This is a genomic window from Streptococcus sp. KHUD_017 (genome assembly GCF_054861245.1).
The window spans coordinates 767579-793226 of sequence record NZ_CM142175.1 but is presented as its reverse complement, the minus strand read 5'-3'; the positions used below and the strand labels follow the sequence as shown (position 1 = coordinate 793226).

30 protein-coding genes and 1 tRNA gene are annotated in these 25648 nt (G+C 39.1%); 7 read left to right on the top strand and 24 right to left on the bottom strand.

Translation table 11 applies throughout. From position 1 onward, the window contains the following. Positions 1–69: 69 nt before the first annotated feature. Positions 70–1047: a Gfo/Idh/MocA family protein gene (locus tag ACVAMZ_RS03920; RefSeq protein ID WP_414286564.1), complete on the top strand. Its 978-nt coding sequence runs from the start codon at positions 70–72 to the stop codon at positions 1045–1047. Next, complete coding sequence (locus ACVAMZ_RS03915) at positions 1044–2126, top strand: DEAD/DEAH box helicase (RefSeq protein ID WP_461685094.1); 1083 nt, start codon at positions 1044–1046, stop codon at positions 2124–2126. The genes ACVAMZ_RS03920 and ACVAMZ_RS03915 overlap by 4 nt, the downstream gene beginning before the upstream one ends. A 179-nt stretch (positions 2127–2305) precedes the next feature. Here ACVAMZ_RS03915 and ACVAMZ_RS03910 read toward each other — a convergent pair whose 3' ends face one another. Beyond that, positions 2306–2683, bottom strand: coding sequence for a YwiB family protein (locus ACVAMZ_RS03910; protein WP_461685093.1), 378 nt, complete (start codon positions 2681–2683; stop codon positions 2306–2308). Between the two features lie 72 nt (positions 2684–2755). Between ACVAMZ_RS03910 and ACVAMZ_RS03905 the strand changes: the two genes are divergently transcribed. Further along, positions 2756–4060 carry an HD domain-containing protein gene (locus ACVAMZ_RS03905; RefSeq protein ID WP_461685092.1) on the top strand — a complete coding sequence of 435 codons (1305 nt, stop codon included), beginning with the start codon at positions 2756–2758 and terminating at the stop codon, positions 4058–4060. 12 nt (positions 4061–4072) lie between these two features. Continuing rightward, on the top strand, positions 4073–4879 hold the full coding sequence (yidA, locus tag ACVAMZ_RS03900) for a sugar-phosphatase (RefSeq protein ID WP_414312042.1): 807 nt from the start codon (positions 4073–4075) through the stop codon (positions 4877–4879). A 46-nt stretch (positions 4880–4925) separates the two neighbouring features. On the opposite strand, the gene ACVAMZ_RS03895 is transcribed toward yidA, so the two are convergent. The 7 genes from ACVAMZ_RS03895 to ACVAMZ_RS03865 form a co-directional block, all read right to left on the bottom strand. Then, entirely contained in the window at positions 4926–5528 is a 603-nt protein-coding gene (locus ACVAMZ_RS03895; protein ID WP_414312041.1) for an AbiV family abortive infection protein, read from the bottom strand. Positions 5529–5681: 153 nt separating this feature from the next. Then, a tRNA-Arg gene (locus ACVAMZ_RS03890) sits at positions 5682–5753 on the bottom strand. 42 nt (positions 5754–5795) lie between these two features. Continuing rightward, positions 5796–6143 (bottom strand): 50S ribosomal protein L19, encoded by a 348-nt coding sequence (rplS, locus tag ACVAMZ_RS03885; RefSeq protein WP_001068670.1) that lies wholly within the window; start codon positions 6141–6143, stop codon positions 5796–5798. Between the two features lie 118 nt (positions 6144–6261). Beyond that, positions 6262–6591: a fluoride efflux transporter CrcB gene (gene crcB, locus ACVAMZ_RS03880; protein ID WP_461685091.1), complete on the bottom strand. Its 330-nt coding sequence runs from the start codon at positions 6589–6591 to the stop codon at positions 6262–6264. Then, the gene (gene crcB, locus ACVAMZ_RS03875) at positions 6585–6959 is read right to left on the bottom strand and encodes a fluoride efflux transporter CrcB (protein WP_461685090.1); all 375 of its coding nucleotides are present in this window, start codon (positions 6957–6959) and stop codon (positions 6585–6587) included. The genes crcB (ACVAMZ_RS03880) and crcB (ACVAMZ_RS03875) overlap by 7 nt, the downstream gene beginning before the upstream one ends. Beyond that, a complete protein-coding gene (locus tag ACVAMZ_RS03870; RefSeq protein ID WP_461685089.1) occupies positions 6956–7222 on the bottom strand; it encodes a chorismate mutase in 267 nt (88 codons plus the stop codon). The genes crcB (ACVAMZ_RS03875) and ACVAMZ_RS03870 overlap by 4 nt, the downstream gene beginning before the upstream one ends. Before the next feature lie 115 nt (positions 7223–7337). Then, positions 7338–7781 carry a flavodoxin gene (locus ACVAMZ_RS03865; protein ID WP_461685088.1) on the bottom strand — a complete coding sequence of 148 codons (444 nt, stop codon included), beginning with the start codon at positions 7779–7781 and terminating at the stop codon, positions 7338–7340. Between the two features lie 103 nt (positions 7782–7884). Between ACVAMZ_RS03865 and ACVAMZ_RS03860 the strand changes: the two genes are divergently transcribed. Next, positions 7885–8823 (top strand): DHH family phosphoesterase, encoded by a 939-nt coding sequence (locus tag ACVAMZ_RS03860; protein WP_254724103.1) that lies wholly within the window; start codon positions 7885–7887, stop codon positions 8821–8823. 92 nt (positions 8824–8915) lie between these two features. Continuing rightward, positions 8916–9158, top strand: a complete 243-nt coding sequence (locus ACVAMZ_RS03855) for a type B 50S ribosomal protein L31 (RefSeq protein WP_004253349.1) — start codon at positions 8916–8918, stop codon at positions 9156–9158. A gap of 212 nt (positions 9159–9370) precedes the next feature. On the opposite strand, the gene ACVAMZ_RS03850 is transcribed toward ACVAMZ_RS03855, so the two are convergent. From ACVAMZ_RS03850 to ACVAMZ_RS03835, 4 genes are all read right to left on the bottom strand, one after another. Further along, positions 9371–9646: an HU family DNA-binding protein gene (locus tag ACVAMZ_RS03850; protein ID WP_004253345.1), complete on the bottom strand. Its 276-nt coding sequence runs from the start codon at positions 9644–9646 to the stop codon at positions 9371–9373. A 107-nt stretch (positions 9647–9753) separates the two neighbouring features. Beyond that, positions 9754–10590, bottom strand: coding sequence for a DegV family protein (locus ACVAMZ_RS03845; protein WP_461685087.1), 837 nt, complete (start codon positions 10588–10590; stop codon positions 9754–9756). A 170-nt stretch (positions 10591–10760) separates the two neighbouring features. Continuing rightward, the gene (locus tag ACVAMZ_RS03840; RefSeq protein ID WP_461685086.1) at positions 10761–11993 is read right to left on the bottom strand and encodes a tetratricopeptide repeat protein; all 1233 of its coding nucleotides are present in this window, start codon (positions 11991–11993) and stop codon (positions 10761–10763) included. Then, complete coding sequence (locus tag ACVAMZ_RS03835) at positions 11983–13146, bottom strand: AI-2E family transporter (RefSeq protein ID WP_461685085.1); 1164 nt, start codon at positions 13144–13146, stop codon at positions 11983–11985. Before ACVAMZ_RS03835 ends, ACVAMZ_RS03840 begins: the two co-directional genes overlap by 11 nt. Before the next feature lie 187 nt (positions 13147–13333). Between ACVAMZ_RS03835 and ACVAMZ_RS03830 the strand changes: the two genes are divergently transcribed. After that, positions 13334–14347: a lactonase family protein gene (locus ACVAMZ_RS03830; RefSeq protein WP_461685084.1), complete on the top strand. Its 1014-nt coding sequence runs from the start codon at positions 13334–13336 to the stop codon at positions 14345–14347. Between the two features lie 44 nt (positions 14348–14391). Here the strand turns inward: ACVAMZ_RS03830 and ACVAMZ_RS03825 are convergent, their stop codons facing one another. The 12 genes from ACVAMZ_RS03825 to ACVAMZ_RS03770 form a co-directional block, all read right to left on the bottom strand. Continuing rightward, on the bottom strand, positions 14392–14811 hold the full coding sequence (locus ACVAMZ_RS03825) for a F0F1 ATP synthase subunit epsilon (protein WP_006148659.1): 420 nt from the start codon (positions 14809–14811) through the stop codon (positions 14392–14394). Positions 14812–14821: 10 nt separating this feature from the next. Next, the gene (atpD, locus tag ACVAMZ_RS03820) at positions 14822–16228 is read right to left on the bottom strand and encodes a F0F1 ATP synthase subunit beta (RefSeq protein ID WP_004253325.1); all 1407 of its coding nucleotides are present in this window, start codon (positions 16226–16228) and stop codon (positions 14822–14824) included. A gap of 191 nt (positions 16229–16419) precedes the next feature. Beyond that, on the bottom strand, positions 16420–17298 hold the full coding sequence (locus tag ACVAMZ_RS03815; protein ID WP_004253324.1) for a F0F1 ATP synthase subunit gamma: 879 nt from the start codon (positions 17296–17298) through the stop codon (positions 16420–16422). 15 nt (positions 17299–17313) lie between these two features. Continuing rightward, on the bottom strand, positions 17314–18819 hold the full coding sequence (atpA, locus tag ACVAMZ_RS03810; protein ID WP_004253321.1) for a F0F1 ATP synthase subunit alpha: 1506 nt from the start codon (positions 18817–18819) through the stop codon (positions 17314–17316). A 14-nt stretch (positions 18820–18833) separates the two neighbouring features. Continuing rightward, positions 18834–19370: a F0F1 ATP synthase subunit delta gene (locus tag ACVAMZ_RS03805; RefSeq protein ID WP_254729864.1), complete on the bottom strand. Its 537-nt coding sequence runs from the start codon at positions 19368–19370 to the stop codon at positions 18834–18836. Beyond that, positions 19370–19864 carry a F0F1 ATP synthase subunit B gene (gene atpF, locus ACVAMZ_RS03800; protein ID WP_049495741.1) on the bottom strand — a complete coding sequence of 165 codons (495 nt, stop codon included), beginning with the start codon at positions 19862–19864 and terminating at the stop codon, positions 19370–19372. Before atpF ends, ACVAMZ_RS03805 begins: the two co-directional genes overlap by 1 nt. 18 nt (positions 19865–19882) lie before the next feature. Next, positions 19883–20599 (bottom strand): F0F1 ATP synthase subunit A, encoded by a 717-nt coding sequence (gene atpB / locus ACVAMZ_RS03795; protein ID WP_461685083.1) that lies wholly within the window; start codon positions 20597–20599, stop codon positions 19883–19885. A gap of 32 nt (positions 20600–20631) precedes the next feature. Further along, positions 20632–20832: a F0F1 ATP synthase subunit C gene (locus tag ACVAMZ_RS03790; RefSeq protein WP_001054551.1), complete on the bottom strand. Its 201-nt coding sequence runs from the start codon at positions 20830–20832 to the stop codon at positions 20632–20634. A gap of 230 nt (positions 20833–21062) precedes the next feature. Next, positions 21063–21374 carry a CHY zinc finger protein gene (locus ACVAMZ_RS03785; protein ID WP_049495748.1) on the bottom strand — a complete coding sequence of 104 codons (312 nt, stop codon included), beginning with the start codon at positions 21372–21374 and terminating at the stop codon, positions 21063–21065. 13 nt (positions 21375–21387) lie between these two features. After that, positions 21388–22674: a peptidase U32 family protein gene (locus ACVAMZ_RS03780; RefSeq protein ID WP_000169115.1), complete on the bottom strand. Its 1287-nt coding sequence runs from the start codon at positions 22672–22674 to the stop codon at positions 21388–21390. Positions 22675–22797: 123 nt separating this feature from the next. Next, the gene (locus ACVAMZ_RS03775) at positions 22798–25002 is read right to left on the bottom strand and encodes a ComEC/Rec2 family competence protein (protein WP_461685082.1); all 2205 of its coding nucleotides are present in this window, start codon (positions 25000–25002) and stop codon (positions 22798–22800) included. Next, the gene (locus tag ACVAMZ_RS03770; protein ID WP_461685081.1) at positions 24986–25636 is read right to left on the bottom strand and encodes a helix-hairpin-helix domain-containing protein; all 651 of its coding nucleotides are present in this window, start codon (positions 25634–25636) and stop codon (positions 24986–24988) included. The genes ACVAMZ_RS03775 and ACVAMZ_RS03770 overlap by 17 nt, the downstream gene beginning before the upstream one ends. Between the last annotated feature and the right edge of the window lie 12 nt (positions 25637–25648).

Below are 25648 nucleotides of genomic sequence, written 5' to 3'. Positions count from 1 at the left end.
TCAAGGTAACGAGTTGGCTCTTTCTATGATATAATGAAATCAATCATTACTTGTGGAAAAGGAGTAACTATGCTAAAACTTGGTATCATAGGAACTAGTTCAATCAGCCATCATTTTCTAGAGGCTGCCCATACTAGCGGGAAATTTCAACTGGGTGCAGTCTATTCTAGAAAAATAGAAACCGCAGAAAAGTTTGTTGAACAGTATCAAGGCGTTAAGCTATTTGATCAGCTAAATGATTTCTTTAAGGATTCATTCGATGTGGTATACATTGCTAGTCCGAATTCCCTGCATTTTAGTCAAGCAAAGATGGCTTTATCTGCTGGAAAACATGTTATCCTTGAAAAACCAGCTGTCACTCAACCACAAGAATGGCAAGATTTAGTTCAAACGGCTAAAGATAATAAATGTTTTGTCTTTGAAGCAGCAAGAAACTATCACGAAGATGCTTTTGCCACAATCAAAGACTTTCTTGCGAACAAACAAATTCTTGGTGCAGACTTTAACTACGCTAAATACTCTTCTAAGATGCCTAACCTACTTGCTGGCGATACTCCTAATGTTTTCTCAGACCGTTTTGCTGGTGGTGCACTTATGGATCTGGGTATTTATCCTATTTATGCAGCTGTTCGCTTGTTTGGAAAACCGACTCATGCAACCTATCAAGCTCAGAAACTAGATAATAGTATCGATTTAAATGGAGATGGTATTCTCTCATATCCTAACTATCAAGTACATATCAAAGCAGGAAAGAATATCACTTCTAATCTTCCTTGTGAGATTTATACTACTGATGGAACCCTGACACTTAATACAATCGAGCATGTCCAATCAGCTACTTTTACAGACCATCAAGGAAATGAAGTTCAACTTCCTATCCAGCAGGCTCCTCACACCATGACTGAGGAAGTTGCTGCTTTTGCAAACATGATCAAGCAAGCAGACCTGACTCTCTACCAATCTTGGATTGATGATGCGACACATGTCCACAACCTACTTTACACCATGCGCCAGAATGCTGGCATTAGATTTGAGGCAGAAAAATGAAAACCAAACTACCTACCGAATGGCTTGAACTCCTTGACCAACTTGGTTTCCAAGAATTTACCCCCATTCAAACTCAACTTTTTGAACCTATAACAGAAGGTGAAAACCTGCTTGGAGTCAGTCCAACTGGTACAGGGAAGACTTTAGCCTATCTCCTACCTAGTCTTCTCAAATTGCAAAAGAAAAAAGCCCAACAATTATTGATTTTAGCACCTAATACTGAGCTTGCTGGACAAATTTTTGAAGTCACTAAAACCTGGGGTGAGGCCATCGGATTAACAGCTCAGCTATTTCTATCCGGTTCGAGTCAGAAACGTCAAATTGAACGACTTAAAAAAGGACCAGAAATTCTAATTGGAACACCTGGTCGTATCTTTGAACTCATTAAATTGAAAAAAATCAAGATGATGAACGTGGAAACAATCATTCTTGATGAATTCGACCAACTCCTTGATGATTCTCAAATTCATTTTGTTGAAAAAATTACCAACTATGCACCTCGTGACCATCAACTTATTTACATGAGTGCCACTACCAAATTTGACCAAGATAAGATTGCACCTAACACACGCATCATTGATCTATCAGACCAAAAGTTAGACAACATCCAACACTTCTACATGCAAGTAGACCAACGTCACAGAGTAGATATGCTTCGAAAACTGGCACAGGTTGAAGATTTCCGTGGTCTTGTCTTCTTTAATAGCTTGTCAGACCTTGGAAGTGCAGAGGAAAAATTACAATATCGTGATGTTTTAGCAGTTTCGCTAGCTAGCGATGTCAACGTTAAATTTAGAAAAGTTATTTTAGAAAAATTCAAAGATAATCAACTGACACTACTTCTTGCCACAGACCTTCTCGCTCGTGGTATCGACATTGATAGCTTGGAATGCGTGATTAACTTTGACGTCCCTAGAGACACGGAAACTTACACTCACCGTGCGGGTCGTACAGGACGCATGGGTAAAGAAGGCTATGTCATCACTCTTGTGACACATCCAGAAGAGCTAAAAAAACTGAAGAAATTCGCAAGTGTACGTGAAATCGTCTTGAAAAATCAGGAACTGTATATCAAATGAGAGTGGGGCAGAAATCGGTAAGTTGTTAGAATTCGATTTCGTCGTCCCGCCTCCGCACAGTTGAGTAGGGCTGTAAAAGCTGATGAAATCAGCGTAGTAGAGCCCACCCAACCACTGCGTCTTGCTCGACAATCCAAAGACAATTGAGAGGCTAGGACTTTTGTCCCAGCCTCTTTTTCTTATCCCCAAGTAATTTCTAAACGGTAGTTGGCAAATGGAACTCCTTCTTTGTTTTGTAGTTGATAGGCTAGTTCAATCTTCTCTTCACTAACTTCATAGTTGCTTGTTTGGATAATAAACTCCTGCAGGCCCATAGGTGTTGGAATATAGGCTAAACTATCAGAACCCTTAAGAAAACGCATGATGGTCTTGGGATTTGAGAAACGTGACATGACCAGTTCCTCTCCATTAAATTTCAAAACCACTTTTTCTTGCTCCTCATTGTAAAAAAGGAGATAGGAAAAATCTCCCTTTTCCCGTAATTCAACATCATAAAGTTGGTCGATTACTTCCAATTGTTCATCGAACTTGATGGTATTTCTCATTCTAATCTTCACATCTATTCCTCTTTCTTCTCACTTATCCCTACTATTTTACCAAAAAGGCAAGGAATTTGCTATAATGGTCTTATGAATGAAAAAGTATTTCGTGACCCAGTTCACAACTATATCCACGTTAATAATCAAGTCATTTATGACCTGATCAATACCAAAGAATTTCAGCGGCTCCGTCGCATCAAACAGCTTGGGACATCTAGCTATACTTTCCACGGTGGAGAGCATAGTCGTTTTTCTCACTGTTTGGGTGTCTACGAAATTGCCCGTCAAATCACGGAGATTTTTGAGGAGAAATATCCTGAGGAATGGGATTCTAACGAGTCACTATTAACCATGACTGCGGCTCTTCTACATGATCTCGGACACGGTGCCTACTCTCATACTTTTGAAAATCTCTTTGACACCGACCACGAGGCCATTACCCAGGAAATTATCCAAAGCCCTGATACAGAGATTCATCAGGTTCTTTTGCAGGTTGCACCGGACTTTCCAAAAAAAGTAGCCAGCGTTATCGATCACACTTATCCCAACAAACAAGTTGTTCAGCTCATTTCGAGTCAGATTGATGCAGACCGTATGGACTATCTCCTTCGCGACTCCTACTTCACCGGTGCTTTTTATGGCCAGTTTGATCTGACACGTATTCTTCGTGTCATTCGTCCTGTTGAAAATGGCATTGCCTTTCAGCGTAATGGGATGCATGCCATCGAGGATTATGTACTCAGTCGTTACCAGATGTATATGCAAGTTTATTTCCACCCAGCCACACGCGCCATGGAAGTCCTTCTGCAAAATCTTCTCAAACGTGCTAAGGAGCTCTATCCTGAAAATAAGGACTTCTTTGCCCTTACATCCCCACATCTACTGCCATTTTTTGAGAAAAACGTTAGCTTGTCTGACTATCTAGCACTAGATGACGGGGTTATGAATACCTACTTCCAGCTCTGGATGACAAGTACGGACAAAATCTTAGCTGATCTTTCGCAGCGTTTTATCAATCGTAAGGTTTTTAAATCTATTACTTTTTCTCAAGAAGACCAAGACAAACTTGAAATCATGAGGAATTTAGTAGAAGAAATCGGTTTTGACCCTAACTACTATACTGCCATTCATAAGAATTTCGACCTTCCTTACGATATTTATCGACCAGAGTCTGAAAATCCAAGAACACAAATTGAGATTGTCCAAAAAAATGGCGAGTTGGCAGAACTTTCTAGCCTATCTCCTATCGTTCAATCTCTTGCAGGAAGCCGTCATGGTGACAACCGTTTCTACTTCCCTAAAGAAATGCTTAAGCAAAACAGTATTTTCACGAATATCATTCAACAATTTTCAAAACTGATTGAGAATGATCATTTTACTCCAGACAAGAAATAACAGAGGAAATTTATGAGTATAAAACTAATCGCCGTCGATATTGATGGTACCCTAGTTAATAGTAAAAAAGAAATTACTCCAGAAGTTTTTGCAGCTATCCAAGATGCCAAAGCAGCTGGAGTCAAGGTGGTCATTGCAACAGGACGCCCCATCGCTGGTGTTGCCAAACTGCTTGACGACTTGCAGTTGAGAGACGAAGGGGACTATGTTGTGACCTTCAATGGTGCCCTTGTCCAAGAAACCGCTAATGGCCATGAGATTATCAGCGAATCCTTAACTTACGAGGACTATCTGGATATGGAATTTCTCAGCCGTAAACTGGGAGTCCATATGCATGCTATTACCAAGAACGGCATCTACACTGCCAATCGCAATATCGGAAAATACACCGTACACGAATCAACCCTCGTCAGCATGCCAATTTTTTACCGTACTCCTGAAGAGATGGCTGATAAAGAAATCGTCAAATGTATGTTTATCGACGAACCTGAGATTCTCGATGCTGCGATTGAAAAGATTCCGGCAACATTTTACGAGCGCTACTCTATTAACAAATCTGCTCCATTTTACCTAGAACTCCTTAAAAAGGATGTAGACAAGGGATCTGCTATCACTCACCTAGCTGAGAAACTTGGACTAAGTAAGGATGAAACTATGGCGATCGGGGATGAAGAAAATGACCGTGCCATGCTAGCAGTCGTTGGTAATCCCGTTGTTATGGAAAACGGAAACCCAGAACTCAAAAAAATCGCCAAATACATCACCAAAACAAATGATGAATCAGGCGTTGCCCATGCCATTCGAACTTGGGTCTTGTAGCAAAAGGTAAAAATAGACAAAAATCGCTCAGCTGAGCGGTTTTTGTCTATTTCATCTTAGAATTAGCAATAATTTCAAAAAATAAATCAGTTTTCTTTGATAACTCTATTGAGTAATTCGTCCAGCCCACTAGATTATCATCAAATGATTCTATCGCAAATAAAAGTAGGTTTCTTGCAAGTTCTTGAGTAATTAAATCTTTTGGTATCACAATATTGTTATTTTTTCTATCACAATAAATTGCTTTTTCTCTTAAATCTTTTAATTCACCAGAATAAATAAATTTAAAAATCTTCTCCAAATTTTCATTAGAAATTGCATTTTTAATCCTTTCGCCCATACAAATAGTGTAGCTCGCTCCAACAATTTGTTTAGACTTATGATTTCTTAATTTATCTTTTCTCACATAGGAATCTGAACCTTTAATAAATATTCCCATTTGAATTTTTCCAACCTCTTCTAGCACACTAATAGCTAAAAAAGAGGAGGAGGTATATGAATTATTTATATATAAAACATATGAATCCGAAATCAACTGAACAACATGATCTAAGCATTTATTCAATTCTTCATTTGAAGAAATATAAAAATTGCTAGTTCCGTTTAAGATAGATTCTATCTTATCAAAAGAAAAATCTTTATCGACCATTAGTACTCCAAATTTTATAATTCATGATAATTTGTCAAAGTAATTCTAGAGGTTGCTTATCAAACCTATGTCAACACTTTATATAATTCTTGTAATTTAGGAGCGAATTTGGGGTGAAACACCTCAAACACCCAGTAAAATCAATAGTTTCTATACCCCCTGCAGGAATCGAACCTGCAACTACTCCTTAGGAGGGAGTTGTTATATCCATTGAACTAAGGGAGCTAGAGAAAAACCCTGCCTTGCAGCAGAGTTTTTATCATCGAATTAACGACGGATTTCTTTGATACGAGCTGCCTTACCTTGAAGAGCACGCAAGTAGTACAATTTCGCACGACGTACTTTACCGTAACGAACAACTTCGATCTTTTCAACACGTGGAGTGTGGATTGGGAAGATACGTTCAACACCTACACCGTTAGAGATTTTACGGACTGTGTAGTTTTCTGAGATGCCAGCACCTTTACGTGCAATAACAACACCTTCAAAGATCTGAACACGTTCACGGTTTCCTTCGACAACTTTCGCGTGTACACGAACAGTGTCACCAGGACGGAATGAAGGGATATCTGTACGAAGTTGACCTTCAGTCAAGCTTTGGATTAATGGATTCATTTTATTCTCCTATCTTTGTCAATCTTGAGGAAACTTCCTCAGCGGATAAACTGTATTTTTGTGCGTCCATTACACACAAGATACAGTTTATCAAAATTCCTAGAAAAAGTAAAGAAATTTAAAGCAAAATTCCCAAAAAAATTGCAAGAAAACCAAGCAAGTAGGTTAATAATAAATAACTATAAAATGCCTTCTTGTCATTGATCAGTCTTTGGAGTTCATCATTCAAGGTTGAAAACGTGGTCAAGCCACCACAAAAACCAGTTGCAAGTACAGAGTAAATTTCTTTCGACTCCACATGATTGTAAAATAAGCCAATCAGAAAACAGCCTAAAATATTGGCTATGAGAGTTCCTAGTGGCAGTACTGAACCCTGATTATAACGTGAAAAGAAATAACGGACAAGGGCACCCAGTCCACAAGCAAGTGCTAGATAGATTACTACCATTTCTTCCTCCCTAGACAATAAGCAAATAGAAGTCCACCACCAATACTCAAAAGTAAATAGATGACTAAGCTAAGATATCGCCCTGTGTCCAACAATTTCACTGCATCTAATAGGAGACTAGAAAATGTCGTTAAGCCACCACAAAATCCCGTTCCAAGCGCTAGAATGACACCTTTACTGCTTTCCTTATAAACTAGATACCCCTTTACAAGATACACTAGACAGAAAATCCCTAGATAATTGACAATCAATGTCCCCCATGGGAAGTCTGGACTAGCTGGTAAGTATCTTGTAATCTGAAAACGGACTAATCCTCCTAGCATACCAGCTAGAAAGATTCCTAGTGGATAGAATTGTTCTTTTTTCATTTGATATTCCTATCTTGATAATCACGGGAACGTTTGAGAATATCTGAAAAAGTCTCAACAATTGTTTCTTCGTACTTTTTATTGCTGACGCGATTTCTGACTTTTTCAAAGATAGCTTCTTCTCTTTTGGTATCCAAGATTGGTTTTCCTGTAGACTTTTTATAAGCAACTACACCCTCAACTAGATGCATTCTTTCTTCTAAAAGTTGGACGATTTGATCATCAATTTGATCAATTTCTTGTCTAATAATATCTAAATCCATTGAGTCTCCTTTTTATTTGAATTATTCTACCAAAAAAGCACTAAATAGGCTACTAAAAGCCTAATTCTAGTTAATAAAAACTGCACTGACAACTATCATCAGTGCAACTTCATGCTTATCCTACTTTAGCAGCTAATTCCTCTGCGAATTGCTCCAAACGTTCAATGTCTTCTTCCTCGGCAGAAAGGTCAACTTTAACGCACTCTGAACCCTTTTCAGCTCCAGTAGCGATAAATACTCGGTCGAAGTCATCAACTGCTTTACAGAATTCATCATAGAAAGTATCACCTGATCCGACTACACCATAGATTTTACCGCTCAAGTTGAGGTCTGCTAGATCTTCGTAGAAGTCCATCATTTCGTCTGGTAATTCTCCATCTCCGTAGGTGTAGGTTGCGACAATGGCGACGTCTGCTTCTAAAAAGTCAGAAGCGTCAACTGTTGTACACTCATCAACATCGACATCTAATCCACATTCTCTTAATTTATCTGCTACAATATCAGCGATTTCTTCAGTATTACCGGTCATACTGGCAAATACAATTTTTGCTAATGCCATAAGGTCCTCCTCAATTAATCTTTCTCCATTATATCACATCTTTTTCATTTTAAAAATAAAAACTCTTGTGCTACAATGAAATGAGAAAGAATTGAGGTTCATTATGGAAATTTGTCACCAAATTTTAGAAAAAATCAAAGCATATAATACTATTATCATCCATCGTCATATGAAACCAGATCCTGACGCTTTGGGGAGTCAGGTAGGTTTAAAAGCCTTGCTTGAGCATCATTTTCCAGAAAAAACGATAAAAGTAGTTGGTTTTAATGAACCAACCTTAACTTGGCTTGCTAAAATGGATCAGGTAGAGGACACAGACTATCAAGGTGCACTTGCCATTATCTGTGATACAGCAAACACAGCACGTATTGATGATAAACGTTATCTTAATGCTGAGACAATTATCAAAATTGACCACCATCCAAATGACGAAGTTTACGGCGATCTTGTTTGGGTAGATACGAACTCTAGTAGTGCGAGTGAGATGATTGCTCTTTTTGCTGAAGCAACTAACTTAGAATTATCCGACTACGCTGCTAAAATGCTCTGCGCTGGAATTATTGGTGATACCGGCCGTTTTCTCTACCCTTCTACTTCTGCACGCACGCTTCGTATGGCAAGTCAACTCAGAGAGCATAACTTTGACTACGCTGAATTAACTCGTAAAATGGATACTATAAGCTTTAAGATTGCCAAACTCCAGGGTTATGTCTATGATCACTTAGAAGTTGATGAAAATGGTGCTGCTCGTATCACTCTCACCCAAGAAATCTTGAAGAAATACGACGTTACTGATGCGGAAACAGCAGCCATCGTTGGAGCTCCGGGCCGTATCGATACTATTAGCCTTTGGGGAATCTTTGTGGAGCAAGCAGATGGTCACTACCGCGTACGTCTTCGCAGTAAATTTGTCCCTATCAATGGTGTCGCAAAAGAACATGATGGCGGTGGCCATCCTCTTGCTAGTGGGGCAAATTCGTATAGTTTAGAAGAGAACGAGCTCATCTACCAAAAATTAAAAAACTTGCTGAAAAATAGATAAAAAGCTTGCCAAACTTTTCAGAATCTGATAGACTAGTATGGTAACAATCTATGGCTCGCAAAGAGACCATGGCAGAAAGGAAATATTGCAAAATGAAAAAAGATATCCATCCAGAATACCGCCCAGTTGTCTTCATGGACACAACTACTGGTTACAAATTCCTTAGCGGTTCAACAAAACGCTCTAGCGAAACAGTTGAGTTCGAAGGCGAAACTTACCCATTGATCCGTGTGGAAATTTCATCAGACTCACACCCATTCTACACTGGACGTCAAAAGTTCACTCAAGCAGATGGACGCGTGGATCGTTTCAACAAAAAATACGGTCTCAAATAATCAACCGCATCACTTGTATACGGTCAAACGAAAACAACTTCGATTCGGAGTTGTTTTTTTGTTTCTTTTATTTTTTCAAGCTTTAATTTTTTTATAGCTTATAATAGTCCCAATTCTTATTTCTACTTCTACTTTCGTTACAATTCCTCTATAAAGCAAAAAAACCTACTAACCAAGCTTGACGCTTGATTAATAGGTTTTTTATAAAATCATTATTTAACTGCTTCTTTAAGAGCTTTACCAGCTTTGAATGCTGGAACTTTAGAAGCTTTGATTTTGATTTCTTTACCAGTTTGTGGGTTGCGACCTTTACGAGCTGCACGTTTACGAACTTCGAAGTTACCAAAACCGATCAATTGAACTTTTTCACCAGCTGAAAGGAATTCAGTTACAGCTGCGAATACAGCGTCAACTGCTGCTGCTGAATCTTTCTTAGTCAATTCTGTAGCTTCTGCTACTTTAGCGATCAAATCTTGTTTGTTTGCCATGTTAATGAATCCTCCAAAATTATTTCTAATTAACACTTATAATCATAACCTAAAATTCCTTTTAGGTCAAGTCAAAAACACGTTTTTATTGATTTTTCTCAATTTTTTTAGGAATTATAGCGAATTAAGATCGCCCAGGCGTTTTCCCCGGTGTGAGTTTGGATAATTGAGCCTGTTTCTAGGACTGAAATCGGTTTTTCAACGTAAGGTTGTAGAACAGCTCTCATCTCGTTTGCAAATTCATTTGTACCTGCATATGAAATACCAATCTCAGCTACTGAACGATTTGAAAGAGTGGCTACTAACTCATCCAACCATTTCTTAAAGGTTTTTGAACCACGTCCTTTGACAATCGGTTGAAGCTCATGGTCTTTCATTTGCATAACTACTCGAATATTCAGTAAAGAGCTCAGCAAACCGGTAACACGGCCAATGCGACCACCTTTTACAAGATTTTCTAAAGTTGAAACACCGATGTAGAGTTCAGTGTGATTTTTTACGTCCTCTACATGGGTTAGAATAGTTTCAAGGTCTTTTCCTTCTTGAGCTAGTTTAGCAGCTTCCACAACTTGGAACTTCAATGCCTGATCTGTGAATGAACTATCCAAAACAGTGACATCTGCTGTTGACAAACTTGCTCCTTGACGAGCCGCTTCAACAGTTCCTGATAAAGCATGGGACATGTGAATTGCTAGAATCTGACTACCATCCTTACCCAAATCATCAAAAATTTCTGCAAAGAGTCCCACTGGTGGTTGACTAGTCTTAGGAAGATTTTTACTAGCTTGCATCAAGCGAAGAAATTCTCCTTCTTCAAGATCTGCATCTGAATAAAGGACACTATCAATCATTACAGATAGTGGAACAACAGTAATATCAAATTCTTTAACCACTTCCGGTTCAATAGTAACCGAAGAATCCGTTACAATTTTTACTTTTGTCATTTTGCCAATCTTTCTATTTTTACTATTGTTGATTATTCAACTTATAACTATAACAATTATATCAAAAAAAAACTAAAAGTTCATACTCAATCCACCTAAATTTAAAGCAATTTATACTTCTTTTTAATAAAAAAAGAAAATCACCTATGCTTGGTGATTATCTTTTGTATTTAAGATAAATAATCATACAAATCTTGCATTTGTAAATCATCGGGTACTAATTGTAGATAGGATTGAATGTAGTCTTTTGCTTCTTCTAGCTTACCTAACTCTCTTAACAAATAAATAAACTGTTCCAAAAACTCTGGATTATCCTTGAGTTCAGTGGCAAGTTCCTTATAGAGATCATAGGCTACATCCAATTCTTCAGTCTCTTGATAACTTCTAGCAATCATCCATTTAGTCAAGAGGTTTTCAGGTTCATAGACTGCTAAAGCTAGAATATCTTCGTATCTTTCTTGTTCTTGGTAGATGGTAGCTAAGCGTAGCAAGATTTCTTCCTGGTCATCAGCATTTTCTTGTGCTTGAATCAGATAAGCTTCTGCTTGCTCAGGTTGATGCAACTCATAATATAGCTGAGATGCAAGGAGTAAAAGCCGAGTTTCAAAAGGATTTTTTGACAAGCCCTGTTGAGCTATTTTAAGAGCCTCTTCTGTCTGATGCTCCTTATGCATTGCTTGACTATAACCATACTCATAACCCTCAAAATCTGGAGAAATAGTGTCTAGTTGTTTAAAGTATAGTATGGCTTTCTGGTAGTCTTCTTGGTCAAAATAGAGACTTGCAAGCTCAAAGGCTGTTTGGTCATCATATTCTAATTCTAAGGCTTTTTCTAAAAATTCTATTGAAGATTCAAACTTACCTAAACGTGCATAAGCAAGACCAATTCTCTGATAGGTCGAAATTCCAGTTTGATCGTAGATAACTCGATTATCTAGTTGAGCATAGCCTTTAATGGCTTCTAAATCGTTTCCTAGCTCACTATCTAGCTCAGCTAGTCCAAATATCAGGAGAGGATCATCAGAGTAGCTACGAGCTTCTAAGAGCTTCTCACGCGCAACATCTGTCAATCCTTCCATCTGATATAAATCTGCTTTTAAGGCAAGAGCTGATACGTACCATTCACTTTCCGGACCAATATTCTCTAAATAATCAAAAGCTTCTTCGATAAGTCCATCTTCACCAGCAATAGCAGCTAGATTGATGTAGACTTCTGGAAATTTCGGTGCTAGTTTCTCATAGATTTGTGCTGCCTGTGGATAGAAACCAATCCCTTCGAGATATGCAGATAGTTCAAGAAGAACTTCATCTGAATCTTCTTCTAAAGCTTTTTGGAAAAAAGATTCAGCTCTTGATAAATCTTGTTGCTCCAAGGCCTCGAGCATTTGTTGACTATTGTTCACAATCAGTCTCCTCTACTGGTTCATAAAGTCCACTAACTCCTTTATACCAATCAAAAATTTCTGAGATGACTACTTTTGCGGAAGCGTAGATTGGAATACCTAGCAATACACCCCAAATACCAAACATGGATCCTGAAGTTAATAGTACAAAAAGAATGGTAATTGGGTGAATATTTAATTGACTACCCAAAATCAGTGGAGAAACAAAACGTCCTTCAATAGTTTGCTCTACAATGAAAACGATAATAACTTTTAAGAGCATAACAGGACCAGCAATCAAACCCAAAACAAGGGCTGGAATCATTGCAAGAAAACTACCTAGATAAGGAACTAAATTGAGAATACCTGCAGTAACACCAAGCGCTACTGCATATCGAAGCCCAATTATCTTAAAGAAGATAATAAACATGATAGCTACGATTACAGCGACCGTAATTTGTCCTCTAACGTAGTTAGCAAGTTGTTGGTTCACATCTGATAGAACCTTACCAACTGGTTCTCTCAATTTATTTGGTAAGAATTGAGTAATATAGTCTCTAAGTCCTTTTCCATCTCGAAGGAGATAAAAGAGCATAAATGGCATGATGATCAGAGCGACAATGACCTGTGACGTTGCACTGATAAGAGCACTTACCCAGTTAACAGCCTTAGAAGAAATATTACTTGCCCAAGCAGTTGCTTGTGTTGAAAAATTAGCTAAAACTTGTTCCAGTTGGGGTCTAAAGTCATCTGGCAAACGCTTGGTTACAAGGTCATCAATGACTCTATCAGCATCCTCGAGATAACTTGGGACATTTTGCGCAAAAATTACTACTTGACGTTGAAGGTTTGGAATTGCAACGGCTAGTCCAATAATCAAGAGTATTGCAATAATGATAAAGATAATACTAATGGCTAAGACACGGTTAATCTTGTACTTCTCCATCAGATCTACTAGTGGATTTAAGAGGTAAAAAAGTAGACCCGATAAGATAACCGGCAACATCACTACTGATAAAAAGTCTATAACTGGGAAAAATAAAAAGCTAATTTTACTGAGAATAAAAATATTGAGACCTAATAACAAGGTCACCAAGAAAACAGTGATCGCTTTATTGTCTAAAAACCATTTAAAAAACCAAGATAAGGTAAAGTGTTTCTCTTTTTGTTCCATTTTTTCTTCCTTTCCTTTGTCCTAACATTATACCATGTTTTAAGAAAAATAAGGGTTTTTTATAGTCTTTTAGCAAGGTATAAATTTGTCTTCTTGACAAGGGAAGAGCTATTTTACTGACTTAGATTTTTCATCAAGCAGGCCTTTTTATGTTATAATTGAATTATCTTTTTCTAGAGGTATGAATATGGAAGAAATAGTATATTTTGGAACCTATACACGACGTATTTCTCAAGGGATTTACAAGGCTGATTTTGATACTGAGACTGGCAAACTCTCAAATCTAGAACTATTTGCAACCGAGCCAAGTCCAACCTACCTAGCCTTTGATCAGTATCAGCATCTCTATACTGTCGGAAGCCATGATGACAAAGGTGGAATCGCAGCATACAAAACTGATGGTGTCCTCCTGAATCACGTCGTTGAAGAAGGGGCTCCTCACTGCTATGTTGCAGTTGATGAGAAACGGAGTCTAGTTTATGGCGCCAACTATCATAAAGGTCAAGTTCTAGTCTATAAACGTAAAGAAGATGGCTGTCTTGAATTGGCAGACAAAGTTCAACACACTGGCCATGGTCCACATGAAAACCAAGCTTCTCCCCACGTACACTACACCGATTTAACACCAGACCAATATTTGGTAACTTGTGACTTAGGTACTGACGAGGTCATTACCTATGATGTCAATCTAGAAGGAAAGTTGACTAAACTAGCAACTTATAATTGTAATCCTGGCGCTGGTGCTCGTCACCTTGTTTTCCACCACCACTACAAAATTGCTTATCTCATCTGTGAACTCAATAGTACGATTGAAGTATTGATTTACGATGGAGTCGGAGAATTTGAACAAATGCAGGTCATTTCAACCTTACCAGATGACTATAGTGGCTTTAATGGTACTGCGGCTATTTGTCTTTCTAAAGATGGCAAATTCCTCTACGCTTCTAATCGAGGCCATGATTCTATCGCTGTTTATAGCATTTTAGCAGATGGAAGCTTGGAATTATTAGAGATTGTTCCAACCAATGGGAAAAATCCACGTGATTTTGATTTGTCGCCTGACCAAGAATTCCTTATCGCTGTTCACCAGGATTCTGATAACGCGACAGTCTTTAAGCGCAATCCTGAAACTGGAAGACTGGCAGAACTCTCTAATGAATTCCAGGTTCCTGAGGCAGTCTGCATTCGTTTTTCTAACTAAGAAATAAAAAAAATGAACTTGTCAAAGCAAGTTCATTTTTTATTTTATAATTTATTTCCGACATTGATACGGTTAATGGCACGTTGCAATGCAATTTTAGCACGGCGTTCTTGGTCAATCAAGTGTTTGTCTTGTGCTTCTTCGATTTCACGTTCAGCACGAAGTTTAGCACGTTCAGCACGACTAACATCGATATCACGTGCACGTTCAGCAGAGTCAGCAATAATGGTAATCACATTATTAGCAATCTCAATGATTCCTCCGTTTACTGCAATCCAGTTCACATGAGTATCATCATCGATGCGTTTGACCTTTACTTCATCAACCGCTAAAACCGCAATCATATTTTCATGTCGTGGCAAGATCCCCATCTCACCATCCAGAGTTCGTACCGATACAAAGCTGGCATGGTGATCATAGACGAGGCCATCTGGTGTCACGATCTGGACAGTTAAATGAGCCATAGATCACCTCTTAAAATCCCATTTTTTCAGCCTTAGCAATAACGTCTTCGATTGAACCTACTCCACGGAAAGCATCTTCTGGAAGATGATCGTGTTTACCGTCAAGAATTTCTTTGAAGCCACGAACTGTTTCAGCTACTGGAACATAAGAACCTGGTTGACCAGTAAATTGTTCCGCAACGTTGAAGTTTTGTGACAAGAAGAACTGAATACGACGTGCACGAGCAACCAAAGTCTTTTCTTCGTCAGAAAGTTCATCCATACCAAGGATGGCAATAATATCTTGCAATTCATGGTAACGTTGAAGAACACGTTTCACTTCAGCAGCTACTGCATAGTGCTCTTCTCCAACAATTTCAGGTGCCAAGGCACGTGAGCTTGAAGCAAGTGGGTCAACGGCTGGGTAGATACCCAATTGAACCAATTTACGTTCCAAGTTAGTTGTTGAGTCCAAGTGAGCGAAGGCTGTGGCTGGCGCTGGGTCAGTATAGTCATCCGCTGGCACGTAGATGGCTTGGATAGAGGTTACAGAACCCTTCTTGGTTGACGTGATACGTTCTTGCAATTGACCCATTTCTGTTGCGAGGGTTGGCTGATAACCAACGGCTGATGGCATACGACCCAAAAGAGCAGATACTTCTGAACCAGCTTGTGTGAAACGGAAAATGTTGTCAATGAAGAGAAGAACATCTTGACCTTCTACATCGCGGAAGTATTCAGCGATTGTCAAACCAGTAAGGGCAACACGCATACGTGCTCCTGGTGGCTCATTCATCTGACCAAATACCATGGCTGTTTTTTCGATAACGCCTGATTCTTTCATTTCCCAGTATAGGTCATTCCCTTCACGAGTACGTTCCCCAACACCAGTAAATACTGAGATACCACCGTGTTCTTGGGCAATGTTGTGAATCAATTCTTGGATCAATACGGTCTTACCAACTCCGGCACCACCGAAGAGTCCGACCTTACCACCTTTAAGGTAAGGGGCAAGAAGGTCGATAACCTTGATCCCAGTTTCTAGAATTTCTGAAGAGGTAGACAATTCATCAAAAGTTGGTGCTTTTTTATGAATTGGCTGACGCTCTGCATCTTCACCAAAAGGAGCTTCCAAGTCAATGGTATCTCCCAAAACGTTGAAGACACGTCCTAGAGTTTCTTTCCCAACTGGTACTGAGATTGGACGGCCTGTGTCCAATACTTCCAAACCACGGGTCAAGCCATCAGTTGATTCCATAGCGATGGTACGAATCATACCATCTCCCAACTCCAAGGCTACTTCAAGGACGATTTTTGTTTTTCTTTCGTCATTTTTGTAGACGACAAGTGCATTATTAATCTCTGGTAGTTTCTCACCTGCTGCAAACATGACGTCTACAACGGGACCGATAACCTGAGCAATTTTACCTGAACTCATCTACTTCTCCTATTCTGTATAAGATACTGTCGGTTCCTAGCTCAACTAGGTCCTAATACTCTTCGAAACTCAAATTCAAACCACGTCAGCATCGCCTTACCGTACTCAAGTACAGCCTGCGGCTAGCTTCCTAGTTTGCTCTTTGATTTTCATTGAGTATAAGTTCATTTTCATACGAGCTGGACTAGAGCCTATTCTAAGGCACTAGCTCCTGCTACGATTTCTGTAATTTCTTGTGTAATCGCCGCCTGTCTGGCACGGTTATACTGGATAGTCAAATCATTGATAACTTTTTTAGCATTATCTGTCGCTGTCTGCATTGCCGTCATACCTGCCGCATTTTCAGCTGTCTTGGCATCAATTATGGCACCGTAAATCATACTTTCTGCAAACTGTGGCAATAGTTGATCCAAGATTTCTTCACGACTTGTTTCAAGCTCAAATGTCAAGCTGTAGTTATCATCTGCTTCATTTGGGTCCAAGTCGACAATTGGAAGCATCTGCTCCACACGCATTTGACTTGTCAGTGTATTCACGTGGTGGTTGTAGCAAACATAGAGCTCATCGAAAAGTTCATTTTGATACATTTCAATGGTTTTTGAAATAATCTTACGAACTTCATCGAAGCTTGGTTGACTGGCTAGACCACGCAATTCATAAATTGGCTGAATACCACGAGCTTTAAAGAAGTCTGCTCCCATACCACCGATACAGATGACTTCGAAATCATCACCTGAAGGATGGTATTCTTGTTGAAGTTCCATGACTGCCTTCAAGATTGAAGAGTTATATCCTCCAACAAGACCTCGGTCAGATGTAATGACAATATAGCCTGTTTTCTTGACCGGACGGCTAATCAACATTGGATTTGTTGATCCGCCAGCACCATCCCCGTGAAGGATGTCTGTAAGGAGTTTACGGACTTTTTGAGCATAAATCTGGAAGTTGCGTGCAGCTTCTTCAGAACGACCTAACTTAGCTGCAGAAACCATCTGCATGGCGTTAGTAATTTGACTAGTATTTTTCGTTGAGGCGATTTTTGTTTTAATATCATTTAGAGATACTGCCATCTGACACCTCTATTCTTATTGGAAGCTGGATTGGTTGAGAAACTCAGTAATCGCAGCATCCAAGACTGCTTCTTCTGGCAAGTCTTTTGTTTCACGAATAGTTTCCAAAATCTCTGGATGTTGCGCATCAAAGAAGGCATGGAATTCTTCCTCAAAACGAACAATATCATCAACTGATATAGTATCCAAGAATCCATGAGTCAAGGCATACAGAATGGTTACTTGTTTCTCAACAGGTAGTGGTTTATGAACTGGTTGTTTCAATACTTCTACAGTACGACGACCACGGTTCAATTTAGCCTGTGTTGCTGCATCCAAATCTGACCCAAATTTAGTGAAGGCTTCCAACTCTCGGTATGAAGCAAGGTCGATACGAAGAGTACCAGCAACTTTCTTCATGGCTTTAATCTGAGCTGAACCACCAACACGAGATACAGAAGAACCCGCATCAATAGCTGGACGAATACCCGCATTAAAGAGACTATCACTTAGGAAGATTTGTCCATCCGTAATAGAGATTACGTTTGTGGCGATATAAGCTGAGATATCTCCTGCTTGTGTCTCGATAAATGGAAGAGCCGTGATAGATCCACCGCCAAGCTCATCTGAAACTTTAGCAGAACGCTCAAGTAGACGACTGTGAAGGTAGAAGACATCCCCTGGGAAGGCCTCACGACCTGGTGGACGACGGAGCAAGAGAGAAAGTTCACGATAAGCTACCGCTTGTTTAGATAGGTCATCATAAACGATCAACACATGCTTCCCTTGGTACATGAACTCTTCTGCCATAGCGACCCCTGCGTAAGGAGCAAGGAAGAGCAATGGAGAAGGTTGTGAAGCTGAGGCTGTCACAACGATTGTGTAATCCAAGGCACCGTACTGACGAAGTGTTTCTACTTGTGTACGAACTGTTGATTCTTTTTGACCAATCGCAACATAGATACAAATCATATCTTGACCTTTCTGGTTCAAGATAGCGTCAATTGCGATGGTAGTTTTCCCTGTTTGACGGTCACCTATAATCAACTCACGTTGACCACGACCGATTGGAACAAGGGCGTCAATAGCTTTCAAACCTGTTTGCAATGGTTCTGAGACAGACTTACGTTGCATGACACCAGGAGCTGGTGCTTCAACTGGACGAGTCTTATCTGTGTTGATTGGTCCCAAACCGTCTACAGGACGACCAAGGGGATCGACAACACGTCCAATCAAGCTATCACCAACTGGAACTTCCATGATTTTCCCTGTACGACGAATTGTATCGCCTTCACGGATATCTGTAAAGTCTCCAAGAATGATAATACCGACATCTGTTGATTCCAAGTTTTGCGCCATACCATAAGAGCCATTTTCAAAAATCAACAGCTCACCACTCATGGCATTTTCGAGACCATGAGCACGCGCAATCCCGTCACCGATATATGTTACAACACCTGTTTCAGTCACATCAAAATTGGGTTTGAAATTTTCAATTTGTTGCTTAATTAAAGCGCTGATTTCTTGTGCGTTAATTGCCAAAAGAACACCACTTTCTATTTCAAATTTTCCTTAACAACTTTAAGTTGTTGTTTAATACTCACATCAATTGTCTTGTAATTGGCAAAAATAACAAAACCACCGATTAAACTATCGTCAATTTTTTCCTTAATACTACGAACTTTTAGAGACATCTTTTTCTCGATGAGAGGAATTAGTCGTTCTTTCTGTTCACCAGTCAAAGGATGTGCAGACAAAATAGTCACTTCAAAACGATTGGTTTCTTTTTCAAGACGATTCAAGCAATCTACAATCACATCATAAAACAGGTTTGATCTGTGATTGTAAAGTAGAACCTCGATAAAGTTTTGTACTAAAGGTGACACAGAGTCTTGGAAAAAACGAACCGTTTTTTCTTTATCCGACTCATCTACTGCCACCTGAGCTAAAAAGGAAGGTAAGCCTGTTTCTTCAGCTACTTGCTTGATTTGAGACAAGTCTGAAAAAATAGAGTCCTCTTCTCCTTTTTCAATCACCAATTGGACAAAAGGCATGCTGTATTTTTCAATTACCTTTAGAGTCTTTTTGTCCATTAAGCTTCTCCTAGCTGATCGATATACTGATCAATGAGTTCTTTATGGGCCTGACTGTCAAGGTTTTTAGAGAGAATTTTCTCAGCTAGACTGATTGTCAAGTCTGCCACATCTCCCTTAACACTTTGTAAAGCCTCAGCTTTATTTTGAGCAATTTCTTGGTTGGCTTTTTCTTTTAAGCGCCCTGCTTCAAGTTTAGCTTCGGCTAAAATATCGGCTCTACTTTTCTCAGCAGTTCCCTTTGCATTCTCGATAATCGTTTTAGCTTCGGTACGGCTACCTGCTAACTCAGCTTCACGTTTGCTAGCTAGTTCCTCAGCCTTTTTACGGGCTTCCTCGGCACCATCAATATCTGAAGAAATCTTTCCAGCACGTTCATCCAAGATGCTGGAAATATTTCCCCAAGCATATTTCTTCACTAAAAAGATCAATAAAAGGAAGGAACCAGCGATAAGAATAAAGTCACCGATAATGGTACTAATAGTTAAATCCATCTTCTAATCCTCCTCTACTTACTCTTCCCCTTCGTTTATTTTTTTACCAATGTACATTGATGACAACATGGTAAATACATAAGCCTGAATACATGAAATGAAAATTGAAAAAGCTGTCCATAACATGTTTGCGATAAAGGCAAAAGGATACCAATACAAAGCATTTTGTGACAAGGTCAATAGCAATCCAGCTAAGACCTCACCGGCAAAAATATTTCCGTAGATCCGAATCGCCAAGGAAGCAAAATTGGTGAACTCTTCTAAAATGTTCATCGGAGTCATAAAGCCAGGTGTAACAAATGCTTTCAAATATTCTTTAACGCCTCTACGACGAACTCCTTCTACATGAGCGATCAAAGTGATCAATAATGAGAGGGATAAATCGTATCCAAGGTTAGCTGTTGGGGAAGTCCACAAGTTATAACCGTTTGTTGTTTGTACTTTTGCCATTAAGCCAATATTGTTGGCTACCAAGATAAACAGAAATAGAGAAAACAGAAACAAGGAATAGTCCTTGATGTATGATTCTCCAATGTTTGGTTTGGTAAAACCAATCACAAAGTCATAAATCATCTCAAGAGCATTTTGTTTGCCCTTTGGACGGATGGTCATTTTTCGACTTGCCCAGTAGACAAAGGCAAAAACCATCAAAACAGTTACAAGAGACATGGCAAGCAGGGTCAAATCAAAGGATATTGGTCCAATATTAACGGTTGGATTCAAACTTTCTTCCATGGTTTGACACCTCCATTTCTAAATAGAGTTGTCTATTTAATGACAAATGACATCGCTAGGGTTACAAAGAATGTTCCTTCGATAAAGGCAATCCCCATGATCATCAAACTACGCAATTGAGGGATGATATCTGGTTGGCGTGCTGCAGATTTGAACAAACCGTTCATCAAAAATCCTTCTGCAAGAGATACACCCATACAGGCAAGACATAGACCGAAAAATGTTAAATTCATGACGAATTCTCCTTTTTTAAATTAAATTTACCTCCCTAGTTTAGTCCTAAAATTTGCTTTTGTCAACTTTTTACTAGTAATGAAAGCGTTTCGAATCATTTATTTCTAATTTTACGATTTTCAAGACAATTATATAGAAAATTTTATTGTCTTTTCATACCACTTTCGCTACCTTTCCTTGTTTTCTGAAAATAAAAAAAACGAGTTTTACAACTCGGATTTGTCAGTTCTTATCTGAAATAAATTGAGTAATGATTTTGACAAGCTGGATTAAATGCAGCATTACAAAATGGACAAGTGCCCGTCTCTGTATACTCCTCATACGTTAGTGTTTTCCCACAGGATCCACATAAGACAGGTCTATCCTCTTTCAGATTTAAAGGATAGGGAGAAAATATGTGCGACTCCAGTTCATTATGACACTGATAACAGGCATAGTATTTCTGACACTCATAGCACTGAAGTGCTACAATATCCTTATCACTATGGTAATGAACACATCTGCTTTCATGATCTACTAGTAAGCCCTGAGCTTGAACCATTCTTTTTCCTTATCTAGGCACGAACTGTGACGCTTGTCCCATCTTCTTTATAGAGATTGATGAGACCTTCTTTCAAAGCACGTACCATGTCACCAGCTTGAACAGGTTGAGGAACCTTGATAGTCAAAAGTTCCATTGGATTTGGTGCACGATCGATTTTATTTCCTTTAGCATCGTGAAGGTCTTCAATATAAGTCTCAAAATGACGGAAACCTGGACCGTAGAACTCAACTTGGTCACCTTCGTTTATAACGTTACGTTGACGAATAGTTGCAGTTTGTGTTGCATCATCATAAGCTACAACTTCAGCAACAAACTTGTATTCTGGAATCTTACGACGAGCACCGAAAAGTTGCTCATTTTCAGATGGTGTTCCGTAGTAGAAACCTGTAGCCAACTCACGTTGGGCAACCTTCCACATTTCATCAATCAAGTCTTGCTTGATCGCTTCAAACTTTTCAGGACTCTCAAGATAGGCATCAACAGCAGCCTTGTAGCAGTTTGTTACTGTTGAAACGTAGTGAATTGACTTCATACGGCCTTCAATCTTAAGACTGTCCACACCATTTTCAATCATATCTGGAATATGGTCAATCATCGACATATCAACAGCTGACATGGAGAATTCTTCAGGAATTTCTCCTTTGAGGCTCTTACGTTCCTTACCGAATGGCATATCGTAAAGATCGTATTTCCAACGACAAGATTGTGAACATCCACCACGGTTAGCATCACGCATACTCATGTGGTTAGAAAGGGTACAACGACCAGAGTAAGAGATACACATCGCTCCGTGGACAAAGGCTTCAATCTCCACGTCTGTACGTTTACGAATTTCTGCCAATTCTTCCATGGAAACCTCACGCGCCAAAACGACACGAGTCAAGCCAAGTTCTTTCCAGAATTCTAAAGTTTCGTAGTTAGTTGCACTAGCTTGTGTTGACAGGTGGATTTCAAGTCCTGGTGCTTCTGTTGCTGCAATCATAATCAAGGCTGGATCTGATACGATAACGGCTGCAATACCAATGTCACGTAATTTACGGAACCATTCTCCAGCGCCTTCTTCATTTCCTTCGTGCATAACCATGTTGGCTGCTACATACACTTTAGCGCCATATTTGGCCGCAAACTGAACCCCTTCTTCCATTTGTTCGAAAGTAAAGTTCCCTGCACGGCTACGAAGACCATAGGCCTGACCACCGATAAAGACAGCATCTGCTCCATATTGAACAGCTACTTTTAGTTTTTCAAGTGTTCCTGCAGGTGATAGAACCTCAGGACGTTTCAAAGTTTTTGTCATGTTTTCTCCTATTTGCAATATAAAAGTTTGACACTAATCTTTACCATTTTATAGCAAAAAGGTTCTAAAATCAAGTTTTGATTGATTGTTTAGACAATTTTAATTTTCTTCTAAAGTTCAAATTCATCGAACTGTTTCTATTTTCCAAGAGCTCCAGCCTTTGAAACGAATGGCTCCTTTTTTATCCGTTTTGTAGATTGCATTCTCAACTTCTTTATCTTGGTTAATTACTTTAAATTTTTTCTTCTTGTCTACAGAAATGACAGTGATTTTAGGCTGAAAGATTTCGAAGACTTCGACATCTGTCGTTTTCTTCGATGCTTGCTGATGAGTTAGCACTACATCTGCTTGGATTTTTGGATAAGACTTGTTTAAGAACTTCTCCTCTATATTTCCAGTGACTAGAAAAGTTTGATTTAGTAGTTTTCCATACATTGCTATTGAGGCTTTACTATCCTTGTTTTGAGTTATGATTACTTCCAAATGACTCCCAAAAACAAATAAGCTATCTCCAGTTTTAAGAGGTCGTACATTCAAGTTACTTTCTTTTAACTTATCAATAAAATCTCTTTGAGACAGAGTTTCTTCAGTTACTAGAATTTCTCCTATCACGAAGGTTTTACTGATTTCTAACACATGGTCTAATTGCTTAGTTTCACTGTTCGTTAGCACAAGCTGATCAATCTTTGCGACTCCTCTACTTTTTAGATAAGGAATTAAACTACGCTTAGCATTACTCGTAGTGACTTTCTCCTGCCAGGCTTCTTTCTTTTCAACTTCAGACTTTTCCCCGACATCCAGTAGAATGGTCTTTCCTGTCATGTCTCTTAGGAAAATGCTTTGTCCCTGCTCCATATCTAAGACCGTGATCTCATTTTCCAGTGGGTGTTTGGTTCCTAAAAAGAGGGCTAGGACAAATAGGACAATGATTGGTATTTTTTTCAAATTTTTACGATAGTCATAGACTAGAGCCAAAGACATTAACAGAAATACCAGAACCCAAAGACTCGGTTGGCCAAAAACTAAGGGCCTAGTAGATAGCTGAGAAACATAGCGAATGATGCTTTCTAGCCATTCAAAGAGAAAGTTGAACTGGGTAATAGGATAGATACATGACAGACAAAAGAGAATCGATAAGAGTGGCAAAAAGACCATATCAAATAAGAATGAAAAAGCAAAGGTCAATAGGATAGACCACGGTTGAAATTCAGAAAAGTAAAAGGACAAAATCGGCAAAATACCTAGGGAAATAATGAAACTCTCTCTAACTAGACCTTTTATTCCTTCTACTTCTTCGCCAGTCATGGTCAGGATAAAGGCATAGGCACAGGAGAGCACTCCACCAGCAGTTAAGAAGAAATTCGGCATCACTATGAACAAGACCAGGACTGTTAGAGCAAAATTATCGAGTGACTTGAAACCATGTTGAGCCAAGAGTTTTTGTAAGAGGCTTCTAATAACAGAAGCAGAGAACCCTGTCAAACCTGCATAAACTAAGGAAAATGGATAGGCTATCCATTTGAACATTTCTTGAGTCAAGCCCAAACGCAACAGTAACTTCTTAAAAGCATCCATGAAAAAACCAACCTGCATTCCTGACAAAGCAAAAAGATGAATAATTCCTAAACTTGAGTAGAGTTCATTCATTTCCTCAAAGTCTGTATCTAAATGTCCCAATAAAAGCCCAGTCATATAGTTATTCATAGGAGCAGGAAAATTCCTTTTTATCCAAACAACTGTTTTTCTTCGCAAGCTTGATAGATTTTCCCCTATATCCCAACTAGATATTTTCCTTGATTCGACAATTTCAGATATGGTCAAGGTCTGATAAATTCCCTGAGTTTTGAGATAGTTTCGATAATCAAATCCCGCAAAATTACTTGCCCCTTGAGGACTAGCTAATTTCCCTTTTACGACCATTTCGTGCAAGTCAGATAAGTCTTGAAATTTTTCCTTTTCAGCTTCTGACTGGAGTTTATAATAGACTTGATAGAGCCTACCATCAGCCTTTCCACGAAAGGATAGACTGTCACCATTCACCTTGATGGTATCAGGTAATATTCGCACTGTATTAATCGAGGCGACAAGGTTACGACTAGCTGCTTCTTGCTGCCATTTTTGAAATAAAAACCAGCTAGCAAACAGTCCACAAATCAAGAGGACCTTGGTCACAGTCCTCCATGGGAATTGGAAAAAAAGACAGAATAGTAAAAAGACAAAACCCAAAAGCGCCAACACACTTGCTGAAAATATTGCATAGTAGAGCCATAATAGTAGAAAACTAAGATAGATCTTGGGGATGGGTATGCGACTAATCCACTGTGACATATTCTTTTAACTTTTCTACTGTCTTAGCACCAATCCCCGACACTTTCTTGAGGTCATCAACAGACTTGAACTTACCATTGGTTTCGCGGTGATCGATGATGTCCTGAGCACGTTTTCCTCCCAAGCCCTTAACCTGTTTTAGCTCCTCTAAACTGGCTTTATTGAGATTGACTTTCTTGTTTTCTTTGGTGTTGGAAGTATTTGAATGAGTCTCTTGGCTAGTAGTTTCTTCCTTAGTCGGAACATAAACAAGTGCTTCGTCACTAATTCTCTGGGCGAGATTGATAGACTTACTGTCAGCATTTTCTGTAAGTCCACCCGCTTTTTGAACAGCATCATTGATCCGACTTCCAACTGGCAAATCATAGATTCCAGGTGATTTGACGGCACCTTTGACATCGACAGTAATCAGATCTTTCTCCTCCGCTTCTTCTGTTTCCGATTTCTGGCTCTTCTCCTCTTTTTCGCTTGCTGAATCCTTTGAAACAGTTGTAACTTCTGTTTGCAAATTACTTTCCTTAGCCGGTGTTTGAGCGACTGGCTTTAGGAGGAAAAATCCGCCTAAGACCAAGCCCAAACTAGCACAGATAACAATGATTTTATATTCTTTGATTTTCTCAATAAATTCTTCCATATTTTCTCCTCT